The organism is Crenobacter sp. CS_VA4 (assembly GCF_055597485.1).
In genome coordinates, this window is the sequence record NZ_JBVMAE010000007.1 from 1 (window position 1) to 24706 (window position 24706).

The window sequence follows — 24706 nt, forward strand, 5'->3', positions numbered from 1 at the left end:
GTTTTTTTGGTTGGGGGACGGGGAGGGGGGGGGGAAAAGGTTTTTTGGGGGGGAAAAGGGGGGGGAGTCCCGTTTTTTTTTGTTTCCCCCCCCCCCCCCCCCCCGCCACACCGTCTTGTTCGACAGCCGGGCCATGTCGATATTGCGCTGCTGATCGCCGCGCAGCGCGTCGCGGCTGGCCTGGCGCGGGTCGCTCTGCAGCTGCGCCTTGGTCAGGTTGCCAGGCAGCTCGGAGTTGCTGTGCACGGCGGCGATGAAGAAGCAGGTCTCGAGCTCGGCCGACGCCTGCCAGCCGGCGTTGGCGAACAGCCGATACGCCTCCTGCTCGGCATGGTCGCGGAAGCCGTCCTGGCTCGCACTCGTCAGGCTGACGTAACCGTCGAGCGCACCGCTTTGCCCTGCCGCGGCCAATTGCGCGCGCCGGTAGTCGAAGCTGCCCGCTTCGACCCGGGCGAGCAGCGACGGCGTGGCCGGGTCGCGGCCCGACGGCGACACGTAGTTGATCGCGCCGCCCAGCGTGGTCGCGCCGTAGCGCAGCGCGTTCGCACCGCGGTAGACCTCGACGTAACGGGTCGCCAACGGCTCGACCGCCTGGAAGTCAACGCTGCCGTCGGCCAAGTTGAGTGGCACTCCGTCCTGCAGCAGCGCGATGCCGCGCAGGTGGAAGGTGCGCTGCAGCCCCGAACCGCGAATCGACAAGCGCGACTCGTCGGCGCCGAAGCGCGGTTGCACGAACACCCCGGTGGCGTAACCGAGCGTATCGGCCAGCGTCGACTGCCGGCCGTTGCGCTCAACATCGACCAGCCCGGTGCCGCCTGGCACCCGTGCCAGCTCCGCCTCGGCCGCCGCCCGCGACGGCAGGGTCAGCGCCGGGGCCACCCGCTCGGCGTTGACCGCGACGCTGGGCAACACACTCTCACTGTCGGCCCGCGCATGCGGTGCGGCACTGCACAGTGCCAGCAGCAGCGGCAGCCGCCCTGCCCCACGCTTGGAATGGTTGCCTGTCATGATCTCCTCCTTGTTGTCGGCAAAGCGGCCGATTGTAAGGAAAGAAGAGATCTCACCCGCGCGACATAGTGTCGCAGCCCGATTCACTACAGGCAAAACAAAGCCCTCCGCATGGGAGGGCTGTCGGGACGGAAGCGGAGATCAACGCGCTTAGCGTACCGCGATCACCTTGATCTCGATCTTCCAGCTCGGGTCGACCAGCTTGGCCTGTACCGTCGCGCGGGTCGGGGTGTGGCCCGGGATAACCCAGTCATCCCACGCCGCGTTCATCTCGGCGAAGTCGGCCAGATCGGGCAGAAAGATCGTCACATCGATGACCTTGCTCTTGTCCGAGCCCAGGTCGGCGAGCACCTGGTCGGCCTGCTCCAACACGTCGGTGGTCTGCGCACGGGCGTCGGCGTTGCCGTCGCGCGGCACCTGGGTGGTGAAGATGAAACCGTTGGCGACAACCGCTTCGGCCAGGCGCTCGCCCGGCAGGTGGCGATGAACCGTCATGTGTATCCCCCTGAGTCTTTGCTGGTAACGTTGATGAGCGATCAGTCTAGCAGAGCCGCCATGCAAAACGGCGGGACAAGCCCGCCGTTGTTGCGTCGGTCGGCCCATTCGGCCAACCTGGATCGCTGTACGCTTACGCGGTGGTCGCGCGGCGCAGCTGCTGCGAGAAACGCTGCAGCGATTCGATGCCGCTCGCCTCGGCGCGAGCGCACCAGTCTTGCAGTTCCTTGAGCAGTTCGTCGCGGGTCAGCGACGAGCGCTCCCACAGGCGCGTCAGCTCCTGGCGCATGCTGTACACGGTGGCCAGCACCGGGCTCTTGCCGAGCAGCTCCGTCAGCGCGGCGCGCTCGTTCTCTGGGGTGTCCTTGGCGTCCTGCTTCAGCCAGATCTTCATCTTGCGCGTCAGGTTCAGGCCGCTGAACTCCGGCAGGTGGGCACTCTGCTTCAGCTTGTCGAGTTCGCTGCGATATACCGCCTTCAATTCGCGGGCGTAACGGGCCGCCACCGCGTAGCGGTTGGCGATGATCGCCTGCAGGTGGTCGACGCTCAACTGCGGGCCGGCATCGCCTTCCTGCAGCTTCGGCGCCACACGCAGCACCTTGGCGAGGCCCACCGTTTCCAGCGCACGGATATAGCCCCAGCCGATGTCGAACTCGTACCACTTGTACGAGAACTTCGCCGAGGTGCCGAAGGTGTGGTGGTTGTTGTGCAGCTCTTCGCCGCCGATGATGATGCCCCACGGGATCAGGTTGGTCGCCGCGTCTTCGTTCTCGAAGTTGCGGTAGCCCACATAGTGACCCAGGCCGTTCACCACGCCGGCCGCCCAGAACGGAATCCACACCATCTGCACCGCCCAGATGGTCAGGCCGATCGGGCCGAACAACACCAGGTCGATCGCCATCATGACGAAAATGCCCTTGGCGCTGTGGCGGGTGTAGACGTTGCGCTCCAGCCAGTCGTCCGGGGTGCCGCGGCCGAATTTCTCGACCATCTCGCGGTCTTTGGAGGCGGCGCGATACAGTTCGGCGCCTTCCCACAACACTTTCTTGATGCCCAGCACTTGCGGGCTGTGCGGGTCGTCTTCCGTTTCGCACTTGGCGTGATGCTTGCGGTGGATCGCGACCCACTCCTTGGTGACCATGCCGGTGGTCAGCCACAGCCAGAAGCGGAAGAAGTGGCTGATAGCCGGATGCAGGTCGAGACCGCGGTGGGTCTGGCAACGATGCAGGAAGATGGTGACCGAAGCGATGGTGATGTGGGTAAGCGCCAGCGCCACCAGCACATAGCCCCACCAGGGCAGATCGATCAAGCCGTTAAGCCATTGCATTCGCTAAAACCTTTTTCCTTTAGAGACAAGGCTCTATTGTAATCGAAACCCCCGATCAGCGCACAGTAAACACACTGCGGGCGGCTCTGGTGTAACATAGTCCTTCCATTTCAACCGGAATCTCCACTCCGAACGTGTTGCGTAAACACCATCTGATCGTGGCCGGCGCTTCGCTCGCCGGACTGTTCGTCCTGTACGGCGGCGCGTCCTACTGGGCCGGCGTCGAAGCCGAAAAGACTCTGCAACAGCAGCACCAAATGCTGGCCGACTTGTCGATTTTCAAGGTGAAGTCGCACGTCTACCAGCGTGGCTGGTTCTCTTCGACCGAAACCACCGAGCTGACGTTCAACCGCAAGCTGATCGGCCCGTACGAGAACATGCTGCCGGACAACGTCAAGCCGCTGCTCGGCTCGACCATCCACTACACCCAGCACATCAAGCACGGCCCGTTCCCCGGCCTCGGGCACTTCGACCTGCGCCCAGGCCGCGCGCTGGTGACCACCCAGTTCGCGATGAGCGACGCCACCCGCCAGACGCTGAAGCGCTTCTTCGGCGATGCCGAGCCGATCACCGTCACCAACCGTCTGGGCTTCGGCGGCGGCGGCGAGCTGCTGGTCGAGGTGCCGCCGTTCGACTACGAGGAAACCCTGTCCGGCGTAAAGATGAAGTGGCAGGGCTTCAAGCTCAACGTCGACTACAACTCGGGCTTTAAGGAATACAAGACCGAAGCGCTGTCGCCGGGCTTCATGCTGGCCGCCGCGACCAAGGGCGGCGTGACCTTCAACGGCGTGCGTTACATTTCCGACGTCCGCCCGGGCAACACCGGCGTGAAGCTCGGCACCAGCGAGCTGACCGTCGGCGACGTGGCGCTCAATTGGAAGGATAGCGTCCCGTACAGCATCAAGCTGAATGAATTGATCTACCTGCTGACCCGGATGCGGGTCGGCGAGTTCGTCAACCCGAGCGGAGAATTCAAGCCGTCCAACGTGACGCTGAAGGGGCTGCGTTACCAGATCGTCACCAGCGAGCAGGACGAGTTCATCAATAGCCGCGGCAAGCTCGACTTCGAGAAGTTCGGCTACAACGATCGCGTCTACGGCCCGATGCGGCTCGACGTCTCGGCGAGCCACCTGCACGGCCCGACGCTGATCAAACTCGACAAGGAACTGGGCAAGATCCCGTTCGAGGGCATCGACCCGGCGGTGTTGCGCAAACAGTACATCGACACGGTGAAGCGTTACGGCGTACCGCTGTTGACCAACAACCCGAAGCTGACGGTCAACGACTTCTACCTGAAGATGCCGACCGGCGAGGCGTCGCTCACCGGCCAGCTGGCGCTCGACGGCCTGCAGGAAGCCGATCTGAAGGATCCGGTGGCGTTCATCAAGCGGTTCGACGCCGAAGCCAAGATCAACCTGCCGAGGCAGACGCTGGAAGACTTGGTGGTGGCACAGGCGCGCAACCTGTTCACCGTCGACGCCAGCGCCGAAGACCAGCCGGACGTCGGCGAGATCGACAACCTGGCCAAGAGCCTGCTCGACTCGCAACTGTCCGAATGGTCGAACCAGGGCTTCATCAAGATGGCCGGCGGCCAGGTCGCGACCGAGATGACCTTCAAACAGGGTCAGCTGAGCATCAACAAGAAGAAGGTGCCGCTGCCGTGGGAAGAAAGCGGCGATCTGGACGGACCCGCCGCGGCCAGCGCGGCAAAGTAAGCGCCACACCATGCAAAAAGGGAGCCGATTGGCTCCCTTTTTTGTGCCCGGCGGCAGCACACCGGGCGATCGCCGCGGAACGTAGAGGCTCTAACAAAACCCAGTGAAACAGTTCCGGCTAGGCGCCCTGCCGCAGACAGTACATGTAGTACGGCAAGGCAGGGCAACAACGCCGAAAGGGTTTTAGCTACGCAGAAACTTCGGCTATGCCTCGTTTTGTTAGCGGCTCTTACTCGTCCATCTGGCTCTGCAGGTAGTTCTGCAGACCGATCTTCTCGATCAGGCCAGTCTGAGTCTCCAGCCAGTCGACGTGCTCTTCTTCGCTCTCGAGGATGTCTTCGAGCAGATCGCGGGTGACATAGTCCTGCACCGTTTCACAGTAGGCGATCGCCTCGCGCAGCACCGGGATTGCATCGAGTTCCAGCTTCAGGTCACTGCCGATCATTTCCTGGGCGTTCTCGCCGATGTGCAGCTTGCCCAGATCCTGCAGATTGGGCAGCCCCTCGAGGAACAGGATGCGCTCGATGATCCGGTCGGCGTGCTTCATCTCGTCGATCGATTCGTGGTATTCGTGCTCGTTGAGTTTCTTCAGGCCCCAGTTCTTGTACATGCGGGCATGCAGGAAGTACTGATTGATCGCGGTCAGCTCGTTCTTGAGGATGGTGTTGAGGTATTTGAGGACTTTTTTGTCACCTTGCATGGCCGTCTCCTGATGGGCGCGCATGCCGTGCATGCGTCGTTGAGCAGTCCGTTGCAGCACGGATGCGAAAACGCTGAAATTATGGCACAGCGAGGGGGAGAAACAAGCAAGGTACGACTAAGCCGCCTAGAAAAGGCGGCGAAAGGAATCGGACGACTCAGGCGGCTTCGAGCATCAATGATTTGCAAGACGACTGAGCGATCGTATCCTTCATGATCTGGCAGGCACAGCCGGCACATTTGCCGCATTCGCCGGCCACGCCCAACTCGCGGTTCAGATCACTCATGCGGGTCGCACCGTTTTCCACGGCGTGACGGATCTGACGGTCGGTGACGGCGTTGCAGAGACAGACGTACATGCTGCACACTCCACTAAATGAGAACTGTTATTGGTGATTTTATTTACAGACAATAACGATTGTCAATTACCATTTATCGGGAGACCACCCATGCGCTGGAAGCCGAATGTCACCGTCGCCGCCGTAATCGAGCAGGACGGCCGCTTCCTGATCGTCGAGGAAGACACCGAACACGGTCGCCAGATCAACCAGCCGGCCGGCCACCTCGAACACGGCGAAAGCCTGATCGACGCGGTGCGGCGCGAAGTACTGGAGGAGACCGGTTACGAGTTCGAGCCGGAAGGACTGGTCGGCATCTATCTGTCGGACAAAGCCGGCATCAGTGACGTCAGCTACCTGCGCTTCGCCTTCTTCGGCCGCGTCACCGCCCACCACCCGGAGAGACCGCTCGACGCCGGCATCGTCGCCGCACACTGGCTGAGCGCCGAGGAAATTCTGACGCACCGCTGCCCGCGCCGCAGCCCTCTGGTGGCACGTTGCCTCACCGACTGGCAGGCTGGGCAGCGTTCGCCGCTGTCGCTGCTCGATCGGGTGTGAACGCGCAACGACCCGAGCCGAGCTACCGTCTATAAATCAGGCTCTATCCCCGCTGGACGACCGTATGCGCCGCCTGACCGCCCTGCTGCTGTCCCTGCCCCTCTGGCTGGCCGCCCCGGCGTGGTCGGCGACGCTAAAGGTCTGTTATCATTACGGATGTCAACGACAGGCGTCGTTCGACGTCGACGAACAGGCCGAAACCACGCTGGCCGCACTGTTTGCCGCCAGCCACGATGACGTCGGTGAGCGCGACGCGGTGGCCCAGGCGGTGCAGCAGCTCTACCAGTTGGCCGCCATCCAGTTCGCGCCGATCGCCGAGGACCGCGGCGGCAACTTCGCCGATGGGACGGCGGAGGGCAAGATGGACTGCGTCGACCACAGCAGCAATGTGCAGGGCTTTCTCGACTATTTTCAGGCGCACGGCTGGCTGCGCTTTCACCAGGCGGTAGGCCGGGTCTGGCGGGCGCCCTGGGTACTCGACCTGCACTACGCGGCCAAATTGCATGACATCGTCGACGGCAGCGACTGGATCGTCGACAGCTGGTTCAGGAATTTCGGGGCACCGCCACTGATGGTGCCCCTTGCTATTTGGATGGAAGGATACTCCCCGTGACGGGCAAGAAACGGATCGTCGTCGGCATGTCCGGCGGCGTGGATTCGTCGGTGACCGCGTGGCTGCTGAAACAGCAGGGCCACGAGGTGATCGGCGTGTTCATGCAGAACTGGGAAGACGACAACGACAGCGAATACTGTTCGATCAAGGAAGACGCGCTCGATGCGATGAGCGTGGCCGACATCGTCGGCATCGACATGGAAGTGGTCAACTTCGCCAAGGAATACAAGGACCGGGTGTTCTCGTACTTCCTGAAGGAATACTCGGCCGGCCGCACCCCGAACCCAGACGTGCTGTGCAACGCCGAGATCAAGTTCAAGGCCTTCCTCGACTACGCGATGGAGCTCGGCGCCGACTGCATCGCCACCGGCCACTACGCTCGCAAGCACGTCGAGAACGGCCGCCACTACCTGATGAAGGCGATCGACCACACCAAGGACCAGAGCTACTTTCTGTACCGGCTGAACCAGTCGCAGCTGTCGAAGGCGATGTTCCCGCTCGGCGACATCCGCAAGACCGAGGTGCGCCAGTTGGCCGAACAGGCCGGCCTGCCGACCGCGGCGAAGAAGGACAGCACCGGCATCTGCTTCATCGGCGAGCGGCCGTTCCGCGACTTCCTGCAGCGCTACCTGCCGACCTCGCCGGGCGAGATGATCACCCCGGACGGCAAGGTGGTCGGCGAGCACGTCGGGCTGACCTTCTACACGCTCGGCCAGCGCAAGGGCCTGACCATCGGCGGCTCGCGCGATGGCAACGGCGAGCCGTGGTTCGTCGCCGGCAAGGACATCCCGGCCAACAAGCTGATCGTGGTGCAGGGGCACGACCACCCGCTGCTGCTCAAGCCGACGCTGAGCATGAGCGATCTGTCCTGGACGCTGGACGAGGCGCCGACCGCCGGCGACTACGCGGCGAAGAACCGCTACCGGATGGCCGACGCGGCCTGCTCGCTCAGCCCGGTGGTCGATGGCGCCGCCACGCTGACCTTCCGCGACAAGCAGTGGGCGGTGACGCCGGGCCAGTCGGCGGTGCTGTACGACGGCGATATCTGCCTGGGCGGCGGCATCATCCAATAAGCCCGAACGCCTACACAGCAGCTCGAACCGTCCCGCGTAATACGCCGGACGGTTTTTTCATGCCTCGCGCCGGCGAGCGACGAAAAAGCGGCCAACGAGCTTGCGCAGGTTGGCCGAAGGTACTTCTCTGGAGGGAAATCGTCAGGAACTCGTCAGGCCGATCTGGAAGTCGGCCGTCAGGCCGTCGGCGTTGCGCTGCACCTTCAGCAGCAAGCGCGTACCGCCGCGGCGGAAGATGCCGTCGTCGGCGTTGCGTGTCGTGCGCTGGCCGCGGCGGGCGTACGGCGCCAGCGTATGCACCCGGTCGGTCAGCGCGTCGTCGAAATACAGTTGCGAGGTGAACTCGCCGCCCTCGCGCGGCCGCACCTTGAAGTGGATATGCACCGTCCGGCCATCGTACCAACCCGGGTAGATGGTCAAAAAGCGCACCCGGCCGTCGGCGTCGCTGCGCTGGAAACCGCGCAGGAAGCGGCTGCCGCGGGTATCGAAGCCCGGGTCGACCGCGTCGGAGTAGACGCCGTCGGCGTTGCAGTGCCACAGGTCGACCTGCGCACCGGCGAGCGGATGGCAGACGCCGTCGACCAGCCGCGACACGTGCAGCGTCAGCTGCAGCGGCACGCCCTCCGACACCTTGCCGCTGACCGGGTCGCGGCGCAGGTCGACCCGTTCCAGTCGCTCGTCGACAAAGTACGGCCCCTCGGTCTGCGCCGGCGTCAGCACGCAGGCCGGTACGGCGGCGCTGCTCAGCGCCTGCACCACCGGCGCGGCCACCGCGCGGCCGACCAGCAGGCCGGCGCCACCAAAGCCGCATAGCGCCAGCACGGTACGCCGATTGAGTAACGGGCGATCGTCATCGTTCATCCCACCCTCCTTGGGGTTCAGCCCGGCCAGTGGCCGCGCCGCTGCTCACACTGCTTCACCTGTTGCTGCTGCTCCGGCGTCAACAGGACATAGAGCTTGTGACGCAGTTCGCTGCGGTAGCTGATCAGCTCGGCCGTCTGGCGGCCCTGCTGTTCGGCCAACTTGCGTACCTGCGCCGGGTCGTAGGCGCTGAAGCCGGCCGCGGTGGCCAGGCTTTCACGGGTGGCACGCAACGCCTTCATCTTTTGATATAGCGCCGGTTCGGCGTCGTGCATCAACTGAAATACCTTGTCCTGCTGCGCGTCGCTCAGTTTAAGGTCGTGCAGGGGCAGCAGCCCCCGTAGCGGCATACCGAAACCGGGCTCGTCGTGACCCATGCCATGGCATTCGCCATGATGCGGCCCCGGCTCCATGGCGGACGGCGGGTCCACCGGTACGGGCGTGGTCGGTTCGGCGGCGGACACGCTGCCGGCGCCGAGCAGGAACGAGGCGAGCGCCATCGCACGCAGGAAACGTTTGGTTCGAGTCATCGCGTCTCTCCGGTTTGAGTGGATCGGTCGACGCGCCGCACAGAGCGGTGCATCCGATGCCGCCACTATGCGCCGCGGCGCCGTAAACCGGGGTTAGCGAAGTGTAAAGATTGCGAAAAGCCGCGCCGCGACGGCCGCAGCGCCGCCCCCGGCCGGTATCATCGGTCGCATCGATTACGTATCGCCGCCAGTGCGGCGACGCACGCCATAAGGAGAACGAAGGTGCGGATCCTGCTGGTCGACGACGACACCGAACTGGTCGCGATGCTGAGCGACTACCTGCGCTCGGAGGGCTTCGAGGCCGACAGCGCCGGCGACGGCGAGAGCGGCGCGGCGGCGGCGCTGACCGGTAAGTACGCGCTGGTGGTGCTCGACGTGATGATGCCGCGGGTCGGCGGGCTGGAGGCGCTGCGGCGGATCCGTCAGCACAGCCGGGTGCCGGTGCTGATGCTGACCGCCAAGGGCGACGACATCGACCGCATCGTCGGCCTGGAGCTGGGCGCCGACGACTATGTGCCTAAGCCCTGCCTGCCACGCGAGCTGGTCGCGCGGCTGCGCGCGATCCTGCGCCGCACCGCCGGCCAGGCCGAGCCGAACTCGCACCAGCCTCTGCACGCCGGGGCACTGTCGCTGTATCCGGAGCGGCACCGGGTCGAATGGCGCGGCCAGCCGGTCGAGCTGACCAACGCCGAGTTCCAGCTGCTCGCCGCGCTCTTGGCGGGCGGCGGCCGGGTGCTCAGCAAGCAGGAGCTGAGCGAGCAGGCGCTGGGCCGGCCGCACACCCGTTACGACCGTAGCGTCGACGTGCACATGAGCAATATCCGCCAGAAGCTCGGCCCCGACACTAGCGGCCGCACGCCCATCCTCACCGTGCGTGGCGTCGGCTACCGAATCGTCCAGGAGTGAGCCCGATGCCCTGCTCCACCCCGCCCCGTTCGGCCGCCGGCCACGCCCGGATCTGACCATGGGCCGCTTGTTCTGGAAGATCCTGTTCGGCTTCTGGCTGACACTGCTGACCGTCGCGCTGATCGGCGGCACGCTGTCCTACTCCTACATGGCCAACCGCCTGCACCGCACCGGCGACGTCGCCGAGGGCCCGCGCGCGGCGATGGCCACCTCGGCCGCGGCGGCCACGCTGCACTACGGCGGGCTGCCGGCGCTGACCGAGCTGCTCGACGCCTGGCCGCCGCTCATCCACGAGCACTTGCTGGTGGTCGACAACCTCGGTCACGACGCGCTCGGCCGACCGGTGCCACCGACGTCGTTGGCCGAAGCCCGCCACCGCGCCACCCTGCGCAACGAGTCCCCCAGGGAGCGCAGCGTCCAGACCGCCGTCACCCCGCATGGCGAACGCTATCTGCTGTTCGTGCTGACCGAAGGCCCGATGCCGCGGCCGCTGGCCGGTGGCGCCCATCTGCGCCCACCGCCGCCGCTACCGCCTGGCCTGCCGTTCGACATGATGCTGAGCGTTGCGCTCGGCAGCCTGGTGTTCAGCGTCGCGCTCGCCTGGTACCTGACCCGGCCGCTGCGGCTCTTGAGCGGCGCGTTCGCCCGGCTGGCCGACGGCGACCTGGATACCCGCGTCGCAGCGGCGATAGGCAGGCGGCGCGACGAGGTGGCCGACCTCGGCCACGACTTCGACCGGATGGCCGAACGGCTGAAGACGCTGGTCACCGCGCAGCGCCAGCTGCTGCACGATGTGTCGCACGAGCTGCGCTCGCCGCTGGGCCGCCTGCAGGTCGCGGTCGGGCTGGCCCGCCAGCAGCCGGACAAGCTCGAACGCTCGCTCGACCGGGTCGAACGCGAGGCGGCTCGGCTCGACCGGCTGGTCGGCGAAATCCTGACGCTGTCGCGGCTGGAAGCCGGCGGCAAACCGGCCGAGTCGGACGAGTTCTTCGACCTGACCGAGCTGCTCCACAGCATCGTCGACGACGCGCGCTTCGAGGCGGCCAGCCGGGCGATCACGATCGGCTTCGCCCCGGCCGGGCGTGAGGCGCTGATGCGCGGCCGGGCCGAGCTGCTGTACCGCGCGCTGGAGAACATCGTGCGCAATGCGCTGAAGCATTCGCAGGCAGGTCAGCAGGTCGAGATCGAATTGGAATGCGACGCCGGCCAGGCCACCGTACGCGTCAGCGACCGCGGCCCGGGCGTTGACCCGGCGCAGCTGGCGACGATGTTCGAGCCGTTCGTGCAGTTGGACGGCAGCCGCAGCGCCTCCGGCTGGGGGCTGGGCCTAGCGATCGCGCAGCGCGCCATCGTGGCTCACCACGGCACGGTCGGTGCCGCCAACCGTCCGGGCGGCGGGCTATGCGTCAGCGTGGTGCTGCCGTTGCAGCCGGCCCTGCCGGACGGAGACTGACTCAGCCGGCCGCGATTGCGGCCAGGCTGGCCAGCCCGCTTTTCATCGTCTCCGGCGCGACCCGGTGTCGCGCCAGCAGCCAGTCGTGCATCAACAGCGCCGCCTCGCTTGCCTTGTCGGCCGGCGGCCGCGCCAGCGCGTAGCCGCAGCCGGTCAACAGCAGTTGATCGAACGGCGCCATCACCGTACCGCGCGCCAGCTCGTCCTTGAGCAGCGTCACGTCGGCGATCGACACGCCGAAACCCTGCAGCGCCGCGCTCATCGCCTGGTCGAGCGTCTCGAAGATCTGTCCCGAGGCGACGCCGATCTCGCCCGCCCCCACCGCCGTCAGCCACTGCGTCCAGTCGCGCTTGTCGCGCGTCGGGTGCAGCAGCGGGTAGTGCGTCAAGTCGCCGGGCTCGGTCAGCGGCACACCGACCTGTTCGGCCAGGCCCGGCGTCAACACCGGGGTGAGTCGTTCGGTGAACAGCGGGGTCAGGCTGGGGTTGGCCGAAGGCAACGGCACGAACACCACCGCCAGATCGAACGGCTCGCGTGCGAAGTTGACGTCGTGCGCGTGCACGCTGGTCACCTCCACCTCGATGTCCGGATGCTCGCGCGCGAAGTCGCGCACCTCGCCGAGCAGCCAGCGCGACGCGCACGACGGCGCCTTCAGCCTCAGCCGGTTCTTGACGCTGCGTCCGGTCTCCTCCAGCCCCTTCTCCAGCGTCGACAAGGCCCGCGTCACAAAAGGCAGCAACACCTCGCCCTGCGCGGACAGCGTCAGCTTGCGCACCTGGCGATGGAACAAGGGGTAGCCGAGCTGCGTCTCCAGCTGGCTGATCTGCTTGCTGACCGCGCTTTGCGTGATGAACAGCGCCTCGGCGGTGCGGGTGAAGCTGAGGGTGCGCGCGGCCACCTCGAACACCTGTAGCGCGTAGAGCGGCAACACCGGACGGGCCATGGTTTCATCCTGAGAAAAACTCATCCATACGATGCCGATAATTCGTTTGTCGCACAAGTGGCCGGGCCCGTTAAATGCCCTCAACCGCGCAAGATCTGCGCCCAACGCCACCGAGGATTTCGCGATGAGCACGCCCACCCTGCGCTCCAAACTGCCCGCCGTCGGCACCACGATCTTCACCGTGATCGGCCAGCTCTCCGCCCAGTACCAGGCGATCAACCTGTCGCAAGGGGCACCGAACTTCCCCTGCGACCCGGAACTGATCCGCTACGCCCACGAGGCGATGCAGGCCGGTCACAACCAGTACGCGCCGATGACCGGCCTGCCGGCCCTGCGCGAGGCGATCGCTGCCAAGGCCGAGGCGCTGTACGGCCACACCTACCACCCGGCCGACGAGGTCACCGTGATGGCCAGCGCCAGCGAGGCGCTGTTCTCGGCGATCACCGCGCTGGTGCACCCGGGCGACGAGGTGATCATCTTCGAGCCGGCATTCGACAGCTACGCGCCGATGGTCGAGCTGCAGGGCGCCATCGCGGTGCCGGTGAAGCTGAACGCGCCCGAGTTCGCGATCCCCTGGGACGAGGTCGCCGCCAAGATCGGCCCGCGCACCCGGATGATCGTGCTCAACACCCCGCACAACCCGACCGGCACCGTGCTCGGCGACGCCGACATCGCCGCGCTGACCCGGCTGACCGAAGGCACCGACATCGTCATCCTGTCCGACGAGGTGTACGAGCACGTGGTGTTCGACGGCCGCCCGCACCACAGCATGAGCCGCCACCCGAGGTTGGCCGAACGCGCGGTGGTGGTCGGCTCCTTCGGCAAGACCTTCCACGTCACCGGCTGGCGGGTCGGCTTCTGCCTAGCGCCGGCCGCGCTGATGGACGAGGTGCGCAAGGTGCACCAGTTCGCGATGTTCGCCGCCGACACGCCGATGCAGCACGCACTAGCCAAGATCATGGAAAAGCCGGACAGCTACCTGGGCCTCGCGGCGTTCTACCAGCGAAAGCGCGACCTCTTGATCGACGCGCTGAAGGACTCGCGGCTGAAGCTGCACCCGTCGGCCGGCAGCTTCTTCCTGCTCGCCGAGTTCGGCCACTTAAGCTCCGAGAGCGACAGCCAGTTCGTGCAGCGCCTGATCCGCGAGTTGGGCGTGGCGACGATCCCGGTGTCGGCGTTCTATAGCGACGGCACCGACGCGCGGGTGATCCGCCTGTCGTTCGCCAAGGACGACGCGACGCTGCTCGCCGGCGCCGAACGGCTGTGCCGGGTGTGACGACGATGAATGCTCCGATCACCTCGCTGACCGCCGCCGCGGTGCAGATGGTCTCCGGACCCAACCTTTCGGCCAACCTGGCCGTCGCGCGCCGGCTGGTGCGCGACGCGGCGCTGGCCGGCGCCGAGCTGGTGGCGCTGCCGGAATACTTCTACCTGATGCCGGAGGACGAGACCGAGCGTGTCGCCCTGGCCGAACCGGCCGGCGGCGGCCAGTTCGAAGCGTTCCTGTCGGAGCTGGCCCGCGAGCACGGCATCTGGCTGCTCGGCGGCACCATCCCGACCCAGAGCAGCGAGCCGGGCAAGATGTACAACAGCAGCCTGCTGTTCGGCCCGGACGGCACCTGCCGCCAGCGCTACCACAAGATGCACCTGTTCGGCTTCGACAACGGCGCCGAGCACTACCAGGAGTCGGCGACGATGAGCGCCGGTGACCAGGTGGCGAGCGCGTACACGCCGTGGGGCGCGCTGCGGATGTCGGTCTGCTACGATCTGCGCTTTCCTGAACTGTACCGCCAGGCACCGGCGCCGGCGCTGATCAGCGCGCCGGCCGCGTTCACCTACGCCACCGGCGAGAAGCACTGGGAGCTGCTGCTGCGCGCCCGTGCGGTCGAGAACCTCGCGTTTATGATTGCTCCGGGACAGGGCGGCCACCATCCGGGCGGCCGCCGCAGCTGGGGCCACAGCATGATCGTCGACCCTTGGGGCGACGTTCTGGCCTGCCACGCCGAAGGGGAAGGCGTGGCACTGGCCAAACTCGACCTGGTCTACCAGGCCGAGCTGCGACGCCGTCTGCCGGCGCTGCAACACCGCCGGCTGTTCAGCGCCGACGCGTGAGCAATATAACAACGACACCCCGTTACTCTTTGCCATGTCTACACATCGAGAAGGAATCGCCATGAAACGCCGTACCCTGTGTGCCGCCCTCGCCTGCCTCGCCCTGCCGCTGGCCGGTTTCGCCGCCGAGCCGCTGCGCATCGCCGCCGACGCCACCTACCCGCCGTTCGAGTTCACCGACGCCAGCGGCAACCTGGCCGGCTTCGACATCGATGTCACCAAGGCCGCGTGCGCCGAAATGAAAGCGGAGTGCGTGCTGGTCAACCAGCCGTGGGACGGTCTGATTCCCGGCGTGCAGGCGCGTAAGTTCGACGCCATCGTCAGCATGAACATCTCGGCCGATCGCCTGAAGGTCGTCTCGTTCAGCCAGCCGTTCTACTACATGTACAACAGCTTCGTCGGCCACGCAGGCGGCAAGGCGGACGTGTCGCCGGCGGCGCTGAAGGGCAAGATCATCGCGGTGCAGCGCGGCACCACCCAGGATCGCTTCATCTCCGACCAGTACGGCAAGAGCGCCACCATCAAGCGCTATGTCAACGCGCAGGACCCGATGATCGAGATGGCCAACGGCCGCGCCGATTACACCTTCGGCAATACCGCCCAACTGAAGCGCGGCTTCCTCGACACCCCGAAAGGCCAGGGCTTCGGCTTCGTCGGCCCGACCTTCGACGGCCGCAAGGACAAGGTGCTCGGCGAAGGCATGGCCTTCGTGGTGCGCAAGGACAACACCGAGCTGGCCAACCGCTTCAGCCAGGCGATCGCCGCGCTGAAGCAAAAAGGCGTGATCAAGCAGATCGCGGCCAAACATAACCTGACCGGCCTGATCGGCGAATAAGACAGCCCGCCCCCTGGGGCCTGACATCCTGGACACACGGCATGGACACACTTATCACGGCACTGCGCGACGCGCTCGGCGACGATTCGGTCATCTGCGGCGCAAGGTTGGCCGAACGGGCCCGCTCGTTCTGGGACCCGCGCCCGCTCGATGGCCGCGCGCTGTTGCTGCCGCGCGACACCGCCGCGGTGTCGGCCGCGCTGCGGCTGTGCCATGCCGCACGCCAGGCAGTCATCCCGCTCGGGGGCGGCACCAATATCGCCAACTGCACCGCCAGCGGACCGGACGATGTACTGATCTCGCTGGAGCGCCTGCGCGGCATCGGCGAGATCGACCTCGGCCAGCAGACGGTGGAGGTGGAGGCCGGCGCGCTGCTGGAGGCGATCCAGCTCAAGGCGGCCGAGGCCGGCTTGAAGGTCGCCGTCGACCTGGGTGCGCGCGGTAGCTGCACGCTGGGCGGCATGATCGCCTGCAACGCCGGGGGCAACCAGGTGCTGCGCTACGGCATGACCCGCGACATGATCCTGGGGCTGGAAGTAGTGTTGGCCGACGGCACCGTGCTGTCCGGCCTGACCCCCTATCTGAAGAACAATACCGGTTACGACCTGAAGCAGTGGTTCATCGGTTCGGAAGGCACGCTGGGCATCGTCACCCGTGCGGTGCTGCGACTGCATCCTGCGCCGCTGTCCCGCCACACCGCGATGCTGGCGGTGCGCGAGTTCGACGCCATCCCTCAACTGCTGCTGCGGCTGCGCGCGCGCCTGGGCGGCCTGTTGGCCAGTTTCGAGGGGATGTGGCGGAGCTTCTATCTGCTCAATAGCGGCGAGCACGCGTCGGCCAAGCCGATTTTCGAGCAGGCGCCCGACTACTGCTTGCTGGTCGAGATCGAAGGCAACGACCCGCAGGCCGACGGCGCGCTGTTCGAACAGGTGCTGGCCGAGGTCTGGGACGCGGGCTGGCTGGACGATGCGGTGATCGCCGGCAGCGAGGCCGACCGCTTGGCGATGTGGGCGATACGCGAAGGCTGCGAGGCGGAGAACACGCTGTACGTCCGCACCGACCAGTTCGACATCAGCCTGGCGCTGGACGCGATGCAGCCGTGTACCGAAGGCATCCGCGCGGCGCTGGCGGACGTCGCCCCGGAGAGTGAGCTGCACGTGTTCGGCCATCTCGGCGACGGCAATCTGCACCTCTTGATCGGCCACCGGCGCGACGAGGTGGATTCCGAGCGGGTCAAGCAACTGGTGTACCGCTGGGTGTCGCAATGGCACGGCTCGATCTCGGCCGAACACGGCATCGGTCTCGACAAGAAGCCTTATCTGCCGCTGTCGCGCAGCGAGGTGGAGATCCGGGTGATGCGGACCATCAAGCAGGCGCTGGACCCACACGGCATCCTCAACCCGGGCAAGATCTTCGACCTGTAGCCAGGACGCGACTCCTCTTCCACGACCCGCCGCCCGGCGGGTTTTCTGTTTTCGGCCAACCCGCGTATGACGAAGGCCGGGCGCCACGGCCCATGCTGCCAGCGGCACAAGCATCGTCCATCCGGACAAACAAAAACCCGCCTGATGGCGGGTTTTTGTTATACGAACAGGCCGAGTTCAGACGCGTGCCTTGAACTTCAGCTTGCCAGCCAGCCAGGTGTGGTCATAGCTGATGATCTCGAATGGATTGCCGTGCGGGTCGACGAAGGAAATCGCACAGAAAAAGCCGTGATCGGCCACCGAGTCGCGGGCAATGCTCAGGCCATCGCGGTTGGCGACGCGTTCGCCGGCCAACTGGTCGATCCACTCGAGGAAGTCCTGCCCGCTGACAACGAAGGCGATCGTGCCTGAATCGTCGTTGGGAACGGTGGTTTCGCTCAGAGCAATGCGCACCGAACCACTCTGGTTGGCCAACATGGTCACCCCGTGCGGGTCGTCATTCATGTGGTGGTAGCGGGCATCCGGCACCATGCCAAGCACCCGTTCATACCACGAGATTGCTTTTGGTATATCGCTTACCTTGACATGGATATGGTCGATTTTTCCTAGCGAGAGCATTCGTTCCTCGTAATTTCCATACGCCGGCACAACACCGCGTTTAAAGACTCATTACTGTAAAGGATAGCGGTATTTCATTAGCCGCGTGGCTGCAACATCGGTTTCAGATAGCGCCCGGTATGGCTGGCCGGATTATCGGCCACCTGTTCGGGCGTTCCGGTGGCGATGATCTGACCACCGCCGGCACCGCCCTCGGGACCGAGGTCGATCAACCAGTCCGCCGTCTTGACGACGTCGAGGTTGTGCTCGATCACCACCACCGTGTTGCCGTGCTCGCGCAAGCGATGCAGCACCTTCAACAACAGGTCTATATCATGAAAATGCAGACCTGTGGTCGGTTCATCGAGAATATACAGGGTCCGCCCGGTATCGCGCTTGGAAAGTTCTAGCCCCAGCTTCACCCGCTGCGCCTCGCCGCCCGACAAGGTGGTGGCGCTCTGCCCCAACCGGATATAGCCCAGACCCACGTCCATCAGTGTCTTCAGCTTACGTGCCACCGTCGGCACCGCGCCGAAGAACTCCAGCGCCTGCTCCACCGTCATCTCCAGCACTTCGGTGATGTTCTTGTGCTTGTACTGCACTTCGAGCGTTTCACGGTTGTAGCGCTTGCCGTGGCAAACGTCGCACGGCACGTAGATGTCCGGCAGGAAGTGCATCTCGACCTTGATCACGCCGTCGCCCTGGCAGGCCTCGCAGCGGCCGCCCTTGACGTTGAACGAGAAGCGCCCCGGGCCGTAACCGCGCTCGCGCGACAGCGGCACGCCGGCGTACAGCTCGCGGATCGGCGTGAACAGGCCGGTGTAGGTGGCCGGGTTGGAACGCGGCGTGCGGCCGATCGGGCTCTGGTCGACGTTGATCACCTTGTCGAGGTGGTGCAGGCCGGCCAGGTCGACGAACGGCGCCGGCTCCTCGCTGGCGCGGTTCAGCTCGCGCGCGGCGATCTTGTACAGCGTGTCGTTGATCAGCGTCGACTTGCCCGAGCCGGACACGCCGGTGATGCACACCAGCATCCCGAGCGGCAGCTCCAGCGTGACGTTCTTCAGGTTGTTGCCGCTGGCGCCGATCAGCCGCAGCATCCGCGCCGGATCGGGCTCACGACGGTCGCCCGGCATCGCGATGCGGCGCCGGCCGGACAGGAACTCGCCGGTGACCGAATTCGGCGCGGCGGCGATCTCGGCCGGCGTGCCGGCCACCAGCACCTCGCCGCCGTGCTCACCGGCGCCCGGCCCCATGTCGACCACGTAGTCGGCGGCGCGGATCGCGTCCTCGTCGTGCTCGACCACGATCACGCTATTGCCGATGTCACGCAGGCGTACCAGTGTCGCCAACAAGCGGTCGTTGTCGCGCTGGTGCAGGCCGATCGACGGTTCGTCGAGCACGTACATCACGCCGGTCAGGCCCGAACCGATCTGGCTCGCCAGCCGGATCCGTTGCGCCTCGCCGCCCGACAGGGTGTCGGCCGAACGGGACAAGTTAAGGTAGTCGAGGCCGACGTTGTTCAGGAACGACACCCGCTCGCCGATCTCCTTGACGATTTTTTCCGCCACCGGCTGCTTCTGGCCGGTGAACGCCAGTTGCTCGAAGAACTGCGCGGCGTCCTTCAGCGGCAGCTGGCTGATGCCGTGCAAGGTCTGGCCGCCGACCAGCACGTGGCGCGCCTCGAGACGCAACCGCGAGCCTTCGCAGCTCGGACAGGTCTGGTTGTTCTGGTACTTGGACAACTCCTCGCGCACCGCCGACGAATCGGTCTCGCGATAGCGGCGCTCGAGGCTGGGGATGATGCCCTCGAACGGGTGGCTGCGTGTGAACTTGCTGCCGCGCTCGTTCAGATAAGTGAATTCGATGTTCTCGCGTCCCGAGCCGTGCAGCACCGCGTGCTGCACCTTCTGCGGCAGCAGCTCGAACGGCAGGTCGATGCTGAAGGTGTAGTGTTCGGCCAAGCCCTGCAGCATCTGGAAGTAGAACTGGTTGCGCTTGTCCCAGCCCTTGATCGCGCCGGCGGCGAGGGAGAGCTCCGGATGCGCAACCACCCGCTTCGGGTCGAAGAAGGTCATTTCACCCAGTCCGTCGCACTTCGGGCAGGCACCCATCGGGTTGTTGAACGAGAACAGCCGCGGCTCCAGCTCCGGCAGGCTGTACGAGCACACCGGGCAGGCGAACTTGGCCGAGAACCAGTGCTCCTTGTCGGTATCCATCTCGATCGCGATAGCGCGGCCGTCGGCATGGCGCAGCGCGGTCTCGAAGCTCTCGGCCAGCCGTTGCTTGGCGTCCGGGCGCACCTTCAGGCGGTCGATCACCACCTCGATGGTGTGCTTCTTGTTCTTGTCGAGCTTGGGCACGTTGTCGAGCTCGAGCACCGCGCCGTCCACCCGCACCCGCACGAAGCCCTGCGCGCGCAGGTCGTCGAACAGATCGAGGTTCTCGCCCTTGCGGCCGACGATCACCGGCGCCAGGATCATCACCCGGCTCTCCTCCGGCAGCGCCAGCACATGGTCGACCATCTGGCTGACCGTCTGCGACGCCAGCGGCACATGGTGCTCCGGACAGTGCGGGTCGCCGACACGGGCGAACAACAGGCGCAGGTAGTCGTGGATTTCGGTCACGGTGCCGACGGTGGAGCGCGGGTTGTGGCTGGTCGCCTTCTGCTCGATCGAGATCGCCGGGCTCAGGCCCTCGATCAGGTCGACGTCCGGCTTTTCCATCAGCTGCAGAAACTGCCGCGCGTACGCCGACAGGCTTTCCACGTAGCGGCGCTGGCCCTCGGCGTACAGCGTGTCGAACGCCAGCGACGACTTGCCCGAGCCCGACAGACCGGTAATCACGATCAGCTGGTGGCGCGGCAGATCGAGATTGATGTTTTTCAGGTTGTGGGTGCGTGCGCCACGGATGCGGATGGTGTCCATGCCTTGCTCACGATTCGGTGAAGTAACCTGCTACTATACCGAAGTTTGCCCGGTGAACTCCACCCGTCGGCCCCGCCCAGACCCGCTCGTGCGGCCGGCACGGCGGGCGTTCCGGCCACCGGCGGAACGGCGCGTCCGGCTACCACTGTCATCGGAACCGGCCTCCACCGCGTTTAATCGTTGTGATCGATTCGCATTGCCCCACTAGAACAAGATGAACTCTCTCGAATTGCGGGCCAGCCTCGGCCTAGCGGGCGTCTACGCCCTGCGCATGCTCGGCATGTTCCTGATCCTGCCGGTGTTTGCGCTGTACGCAAAAACCCTGCCGGGCGCCCACAGCTATACCGCCATCGGCCTGGCCTTCGGCGCTTACGGCGGCGCCCAGACGCTGTTGCAACTGCCGCTCGGCATCCTGTCCGATCGGATCGGCCGCAAGAAGGTGATCTACGGCGGCCTGCTGGTGCTCGCCGCCGGCAGCTTCCTCGCCGCCTGGGCTCCCAACCTGACCTGGCTCATCGTCGCCCGCGCCATCCAGGGCGCCGGCGCGATCTCGGCCGCCGTGATGGCGCTGCTGGCCGACCTGACCAGCGAGGAAAACCGTACCAAGGCGATGGCGATGATCGGCATGAGCATCGGCACCACCTTCGCGGTCAGCCTGGTATTGGGACCGATCCTGGCGCACTGGATCGGCGTCAACGGCATCTTCGCACTGACCGGCGTACTGACGCTGGCCGCGATAGTAGGCGTGAAATACCTGATTCCCAACCCGACGATTTCGCGCTTTCACTCCGACGCCGAGACCAAGGCCGCCAACCTGCCGACCGTGCTGAAAAACGGCCAGCTGCTGCGGCTCAACTTCGGCATCTTCGTGCTGCACGCCGCGCAGATGGCGATGTTCGTGGTGATGCCCTTTGCATTGATCAACGTCGGCGGGCTGGACAAGGCGCATCACTGGGAGGTGTACCTGCCGGTGGCGGTGACCGGCTTCATCCTGATGGTGCCGGCGATCATCTACGGCGAAAAGCGCCACCAGCTCAAGCGCGTATTCGCGCTGTCGATCGCCATGATGGCGCTGGCGCAGCTGGGCATGGCGTTCGCACTCAGTTCGCTGTGGCTGATCGTGCTCTGGCTCACCTTCTACTTTGTCGCCTTCAACACCCTCGAAGCGACCCTGCCCTCGCTGGTTTCCAAGATCGCCCCGGCAGAAGCCAAGGGCACCGCGATTGGCGTGTATAATATGTCTCAATCGTTTGGCCTGGCCCTCGGCCCCATGCTGGGTGGCTGGCTCTACACTCATTACGGCAGCATCGGCGTATTCGGCTTCAGCGGCGTCCTGATGCTGATCTGGCTGGCCGTCGCCATGACCATGCGTCCGCCGCTACCGGTCAAGACCGCCATGTTCCATATTGGCGACACCTGGCAGGGCGACGCCGTCGCGCTGTCGAGCCAACTCGCCAAGGTGCGCGGCGTACGCGAGGCGGTGGTCATGGCGGACGAGCGCGTGGCCTACCTCAAGGTCATGCAGCAGGACTGGGACGAGCCCGCCGTACAACAACTCATTCAGGAGACTCATTAGAATGTCAGTCAACAAGGTCATTCTCGTCGGCAACCTGGGTCGCGACCCGGAAATCCGCTACCTGCCGAACGGTGAGGCCGTGGCGAACTTCTCCGTTGCCACCAGCGAAAACTGGAAGGGCAAGGACGGCCAGCGCCAGGAGCGCACCGAGTGGCACAACATCGTGATGTACCGCCGCTTGGCTGAAATTGCCGGTCAGTACCTGAAGAAGGGCCGCACCGTCTACATCGAAGGCCGCATCCAGTCGCGTAAGTACACCGGCAAGGACGGTGTCGAACGCACCGCCTACGAAATCGTCGCCGACCAGATGCAGATGGTCGGTGGCCGCGACAGCAGCGGCAGCAGCGCCTCGATGGACGACGACAGCGGCTACAGCCGCGGCCGCGACGACTCGGCGATGAGCGCCGCGCCGTCGGCGCCGCCGGCTGCCCCTCGTCGGATGGAGCCGAAGCCGGCGCAGAAGTTCGACGATATGGACGACGATATTCCGTTCTAGCGCCTACCTTTACCAATAATGTAACCATATTGAACGGAGTCATTGATTTGACTCCGTTTTTTATTGGTTGACGTTTTTTCGATGGCGGTGACTTTCCAAGAAATAAAATCCCGGTCACTGCTATTAACAGCGACCGGGAGAGTGGCCATCAAGGCTAGTAGCACTGGTTAGTAAAGGATGAGCCCCGACACCATCTAAGTCCACCTAGATAACGGATGAGAGACAGCCATGACTCTTCGAGCGTACGGCAGCTGGCGCTACTACTAGTCAGTTTCCCGTGCCTAATCGGCACCTTCCTCTTCATCTACTTCCGGAAACAGGATTGCTCCTCCCGGAATGCCATTGGACACGAACGGTTTTCCCAAGATATCGTTCCCTTGGAGATCGAAGTGCGTCAACGCCATCTTTATCCATTGGTTACCTTCTTCGTGACTCTTGACTGTGTAACTGCTGGAGTAAGTGTTCCGTGCCTTGGTTTTGAAACACTGGTAATAAGCCATGATTACTCCTTCCACTGTGGATGATGGATGGCACCGGTGAAGGGGCGCCGTTAGCTCTAACTTACCGCCCGTTGATGAACGAGAGCATGAAACAACATTCACAAACACTATGAAAATAGCGCCGCCGCAGATATACTTTTTGGTTGCAAATTGCAATTAATAATAAAATATTAAGGTCAGCTTAGTGGGTTGTCTTTGTTTGCCCATACCCCTTTTATGTTCTTGAGTTTGATGTTGTTGATCAGGCAGTGATTGGGATTGCCATCGACGGGGTCCTTGACCACTCTCGCGCCCTTGTTGATGAGTGTTGACGCGTTAGTAACGCCGACTTTGGACAGTCGACTAGCGGGAGGATGGCCCTTGTCCGACAGGATTAGGGCCTTGACTCCCGCCGGGCTCACGGTTTCGTTCTTCGGCGAGCACACCGCCGATACCGATTGCAGCTTATCGGGATAGCCCTGTTCCTTCTGGTAGTTTTCATCTTTGTAGGAGGTACCATAACGTACGACCAGCGAGCCGATCGGGACGTTCTCGGCCATGACTGGTACTGACATTATCAAGGCGGTCGCCAGGCCTAACCAGGTGTAGGCGGATTTTTTTCCTTGAAACTTAGAGAACAAAATCATTTGGCTTCCTTTTCGTAATTACGATCTAGTGGCATTTCCTACGCCGACTTAAAGCTTGCATGGCACAAGAAGATAAAGCGACTTAATTAATTGCCACAATAGTTGGTGGTACCGCTGATGAGACCGGCATATTGGCTACCGGCATCCAGTTCTCCGCCAAATTGCAGCAATGCCTCTTTCAGGTTATTGGCCCGATTTTCGGCCACGGTTCCGGCTACTACTGGCAAATCGGATTTCTTCGACAGCAGGCTATATAAGCTTTCTAGCGATTCGCGCCGGCTTTCAATGGCAAGTCCCAAAGTGGCATGCAATTTTTCCCAGAAATGCGCACCTTCATTCAGGAACACCACGATCTTGCGGTGGTCGGTCACGCGTTGCACAGCCTCGCTACGCATACGGTTCAGACTTTGGCGTTGCTGATCCAGGTCACGCTGCATGCTCTCCAACTGGACCAGTCGGTCCTGATTTCCTCTGAGTGTCGCCGAGCGGCTTTTCAACATCTGACGCTGGTCCTGTAGCGAATTACTTAGTTTGTGCACGTTGCCGATGTCGTCGTCAGCTAAGGTGCGTATGCCCAGATACAAGCCGTAGCCTGGCACCCACCAATACCGTTCCATCTCTTCCAGCTTCTTGTAATGCTGTTCCAACCGGGTCTGCAAGAGATTCAGCTGGGTGTTGAGCACCTCTACGAGGTGCTGGTTAGCCTGCTTCTCGGCGCTGGCGCCAGCGATGTTGGCACTGAGTACCTTGATGTCGCGATCCAAACGCTGCTCTTCTTGGTACAAGTCGCCGATACTCCTTTCCAGCTCGGTAACTTTGGCTAGGCAGCGTTCGTGCTCGACTCTGGCTTTAGCTTGGTAGCCGTCTAGTAACGATTGAAAATCCTGGGCCGTACCGCTAATTTCGCCCAGTGCTGCCTGCGACTCAGTCAGTTGGCCGGCGTTGAATAGCTCCAGCGATTTGGCCACTTGCTCGACCGCCAACTGAATTTTTCCACGATAGGCACCGTTCTCGGCCTTGGCGCTAATGGCACACAGTAGCAAACTGAGATAAAGTGCACTTTTCCTCACAAAACGATTGAACGGCTTCATCGCGGC

At 64.2% G+C, this 24706-nt stretch carries 25 protein-coding genes; 12 read left to right on the forward strand and 13 right to left on the reverse strand.

Annotated features, from left to right (window positions below):
* The 3 genes from ACZ2IA_RS08275 to ACZ2IA_RS08285 form a co-directional block, all read right to left on the reverse strand.
* Window positions 1-1008: TonB-dependent receptor plug domain-containing protein (locus tag ACZ2IA_RS08275; protein ID WP_470292099.1), on the reverse strand; the 1008-nt coding region annotated here is incomplete at its 3' end.
* A 150-nt stretch (window positions 1009-1158) separates the two neighbouring features.
* Window positions 1159-1503, reverse strand: a complete 345-nt coding sequence (locus ACZ2IA_RS08280) for a RidA family protein (protein ID WP_470292100.1) — start codon at window positions 1501-1503, stop codon at window positions 1159-1161.
* Window positions 1504-1636: 133 nt separating this feature from the next.
* The gene (locus tag ACZ2IA_RS08285) at window positions 1637-2830 is read right to left on the reverse strand and encodes a DesA family fatty acid desaturase (protein ID WP_470292101.1); all 1194 of its coding nucleotides are present in this window, start codon (window positions 2828-2830) and stop codon (window positions 1637-1639) included.
* A 134-nt stretch (window positions 2831-2964) separates the two neighbouring features.
* Between ACZ2IA_RS08285 and ACZ2IA_RS08290 the strand changes: the two genes are divergently transcribed.
* Window positions 2965-4545 carry a YdgA family protein gene (locus ACZ2IA_RS08290; protein ID WP_470292102.1) on the forward strand — a complete coding sequence of 527 codons (1581 nt, stop codon included), beginning with the start codon at window positions 2965-2967 and terminating at the stop codon, window positions 4543-4545.
* A 229-nt stretch (window positions 4546-4774) separates the two neighbouring features.
* Here the strand turns inward: ACZ2IA_RS08290 and bfr are convergent, their stop codons facing one another.
* Window positions 4775-5245 carry a bacterioferritin gene (gene bfr, locus ACZ2IA_RS08295; RefSeq protein WP_470292103.1) on the reverse strand — a complete coding sequence of 157 codons (471 nt, stop codon included), beginning with the start codon at window positions 5243-5245 and terminating at the stop codon, window positions 4775-4777.
* A 157-nt stretch (window positions 5246-5402) separates the two neighbouring features.
* Complete coding sequence (locus ACZ2IA_RS08300) at window positions 5403-5603, reverse strand: (2Fe-2S)-binding protein (RefSeq protein ID WP_470292104.1); 201 nt, start codon at window positions 5601-5603, stop codon at window positions 5403-5405.
* A gap of 90 nt (window positions 5604-5693) precedes the next feature.
* On the opposite strand from ACZ2IA_RS08300, the gene ACZ2IA_RS08305 reads away from it, so the two are divergent.
* From ACZ2IA_RS08305 to mnmA, 3 genes are all read left to right on the forward strand, one after another.
* Window positions 5694-6140 (forward strand): NUDIX hydrolase, encoded by a 447-nt coding sequence (locus tag ACZ2IA_RS08305; RefSeq protein ID WP_470292105.1) that lies wholly within the window; start codon window positions 5694-5696, stop codon window positions 6138-6140.
* Between the two features lie 64 nt (window positions 6141-6204).
* Window positions 6205-6753, forward strand: coding sequence for a hypothetical protein (locus ACZ2IA_RS08310; RefSeq protein WP_470292106.1), 549 nt, complete (start codon window positions 6205-6207; stop codon window positions 6751-6753).
* Window positions 6750-7826, forward strand: a complete 1077-nt coding sequence (mnmA, locus tag ACZ2IA_RS08315) for a tRNA 2-thiouridine(34) synthase MnmA (RefSeq protein WP_470292107.1) — start codon at window positions 6750-6752, stop codon at window positions 7824-7826. The genes ACZ2IA_RS08310 and mnmA overlap by 4 nt, the downstream gene beginning before the upstream one ends.
* A 141-nt stretch (window positions 7827-7967) precedes the next feature.
* Here the strand turns inward: mnmA and ACZ2IA_RS08320 are convergent, their stop codons facing one another.
* Both ACZ2IA_RS08320 and ACZ2IA_RS08325 read right to left on the reverse strand, forming a co-directional pair.
* On the reverse strand, window positions 7968-8687 hold the full coding sequence (locus tag ACZ2IA_RS08320) for an intradiol ring-cleavage dioxygenase (RefSeq protein ID WP_470292108.1): 720 nt from the start codon (window positions 8685-8687) through the stop codon (window positions 7968-7970).
* Window positions 8688-8704: 17 nt separating this feature from the next.
* A complete protein-coding gene (locus ACZ2IA_RS08325) occupies window positions 8705-9217 on the reverse strand; it encodes a Spy/CpxP family protein refolding chaperone (protein ID WP_470292109.1) in 513 nt (170 codons plus the stop codon).
* 222 nt (window positions 9218-9439) lie between these two features.
* Here ACZ2IA_RS08325 and ACZ2IA_RS08330 point away from each other — a divergent pair, with 222 nt between their 5' ends.
* On the forward strand, window positions 9440-10123 hold the full coding sequence (locus ACZ2IA_RS08330) for a response regulator transcription factor (RefSeq protein WP_470292110.1): 684 nt from the start codon (window positions 9440-9442) through the stop codon (window positions 10121-10123).
* 58 nt (window positions 10124-10181) lie between these two features.
* The gene (locus ACZ2IA_RS08335; RefSeq protein WP_470292111.1) at window positions 10182-11576 is read left to right on the forward strand and encodes a HAMP domain-containing sensor histidine kinase; all 1395 of its coding nucleotides are present in this window, start codon (window positions 10182-10184) and stop codon (window positions 11574-11576) included.
* Between the two features lies 1 nt (window position 11577).
* Here ACZ2IA_RS08335 and ACZ2IA_RS08340 read toward each other — a convergent pair whose 3' ends face one another.
* On the reverse strand, window positions 11578-12519 hold the full coding sequence (locus tag ACZ2IA_RS08340; protein ID WP_470292112.1) for a LysR substrate-binding domain-containing protein: 942 nt from the start codon (window positions 12517-12519) through the stop codon (window positions 11578-11580).
* 124 nt (window positions 12520-12643) lie between these two features.
* On the opposite strand from ACZ2IA_RS08340, the gene ACZ2IA_RS08345 reads away from it, so the two are divergent.
* The 4 genes from ACZ2IA_RS08345 (at window position 12644) to ACZ2IA_RS08360 (ending at window position 16890) form a co-directional block, all read left to right on the forward strand.
* Window positions 12644-13795, forward strand: a complete 1152-nt coding sequence (locus tag ACZ2IA_RS08345; RefSeq protein ID WP_470292113.1) for a methionine aminotransferase — start codon at window positions 12644-12646, stop codon at window positions 13793-13795.
* 5 nt (window positions 13796-13800) lie between these two features.
* Window positions 13801-14631 carry a carbon-nitrogen hydrolase family protein gene (locus ACZ2IA_RS08350; RefSeq protein WP_470292114.1) on the forward strand — a complete coding sequence of 277 codons (831 nt, stop codon included), beginning with the start codon at window positions 13801-13803 and terminating at the stop codon, window positions 14629-14631.
* A 61-nt stretch (window positions 14632-14692) separates the two neighbouring features.
* A complete protein-coding gene (locus tag ACZ2IA_RS08355; RefSeq protein ID WP_470292115.1) occupies window positions 14693-15466 on the forward strand; it encodes a transporter substrate-binding domain-containing protein in 774 nt (257 codons plus the stop codon).
* A 41-nt stretch (window positions 15467-15507) separates the two neighbouring features.
* On the forward strand, window positions 15508-16890 hold the full coding sequence (locus tag ACZ2IA_RS08360) for an FAD-binding oxidoreductase (protein WP_470292116.1): 1383 nt from the start codon (window positions 15508-15510) through the stop codon (window positions 16888-16890).
* Between the two features lie 177 nt (window positions 16891-17067).
* On the opposite strand, the gene ACZ2IA_RS08365 is transcribed toward ACZ2IA_RS08360, so the two are convergent.
* Together ACZ2IA_RS08365 and uvrA are read right to left on the reverse strand one after the other, a co-directional pair.
* Window positions 17068-17508, reverse strand: a complete 441-nt coding sequence (locus tag ACZ2IA_RS08365) for a VOC family protein (RefSeq protein ID WP_470292117.1) — start codon at window positions 17506-17508, stop codon at window positions 17068-17070.
* A gap of 77 nt (window positions 17509-17585) precedes the next feature.
* The gene (uvrA, locus tag ACZ2IA_RS08370; protein WP_470292118.1) at window positions 17586-20411 is read right to left on the reverse strand and encodes an excinuclease ABC subunit UvrA; all 2826 of its coding nucleotides are present in this window, start codon (window positions 20409-20411) and stop codon (window positions 17586-17588) included.
* Between the two features lie 214 nt (window positions 20412-20625).
* On the opposite strand from uvrA, the gene ACZ2IA_RS08375 reads away from it, so the two are divergent.
* Both ACZ2IA_RS08375 and ACZ2IA_RS08380 read left to right on the forward strand, forming a co-directional pair.
* A complete protein-coding gene (locus tag ACZ2IA_RS08375) occupies window positions 20626-21987 on the forward strand; it encodes an MFS transporter (protein WP_470292119.1) in 1362 nt (453 codons plus the stop codon).
* 1 nt (window position 21988) lies between these two features.
* A complete protein-coding gene (locus ACZ2IA_RS08380) occupies window positions 21989-22483 on the forward strand; it encodes a single-stranded DNA-binding protein (protein ID WP_470292120.1) in 495 nt (164 codons plus the stop codon).
* A gap of 281 nt (window positions 22484-22764) precedes the next feature.
* On the opposite strand, the gene ACZ2IA_RS08385 is transcribed toward ACZ2IA_RS08380, so the two are convergent.
* From ACZ2IA_RS08385 to ACZ2IA_RS08395, 3 genes are all read right to left on the reverse strand, one after another.
* Window positions 22765-22983, reverse strand: a complete 219-nt coding sequence (locus ACZ2IA_RS08385; RefSeq protein WP_470292121.1) for a hypothetical protein — start codon at window positions 22981-22983, stop codon at window positions 22765-22767.
* 176 nt (window positions 22984-23159) lie between these two features.
* Window positions 23160-23609: a hypothetical protein gene (locus tag ACZ2IA_RS08390; protein ID WP_470292122.1), complete on the reverse strand. Its 450-nt coding sequence runs from the start codon at window positions 23607-23609 to the stop codon at window positions 23160-23162.
* Between the two features lie 86 nt (window positions 23610-23695).
* Window positions 23696-24700: a hypothetical protein gene (locus ACZ2IA_RS08395; RefSeq protein WP_470292123.1), complete on the reverse strand. Its 1005-nt coding sequence runs from the start codon at window positions 24698-24700 to the stop codon at window positions 23696-23698.
* Window positions 24701-24706 lie beyond the last annotated feature (6 nt).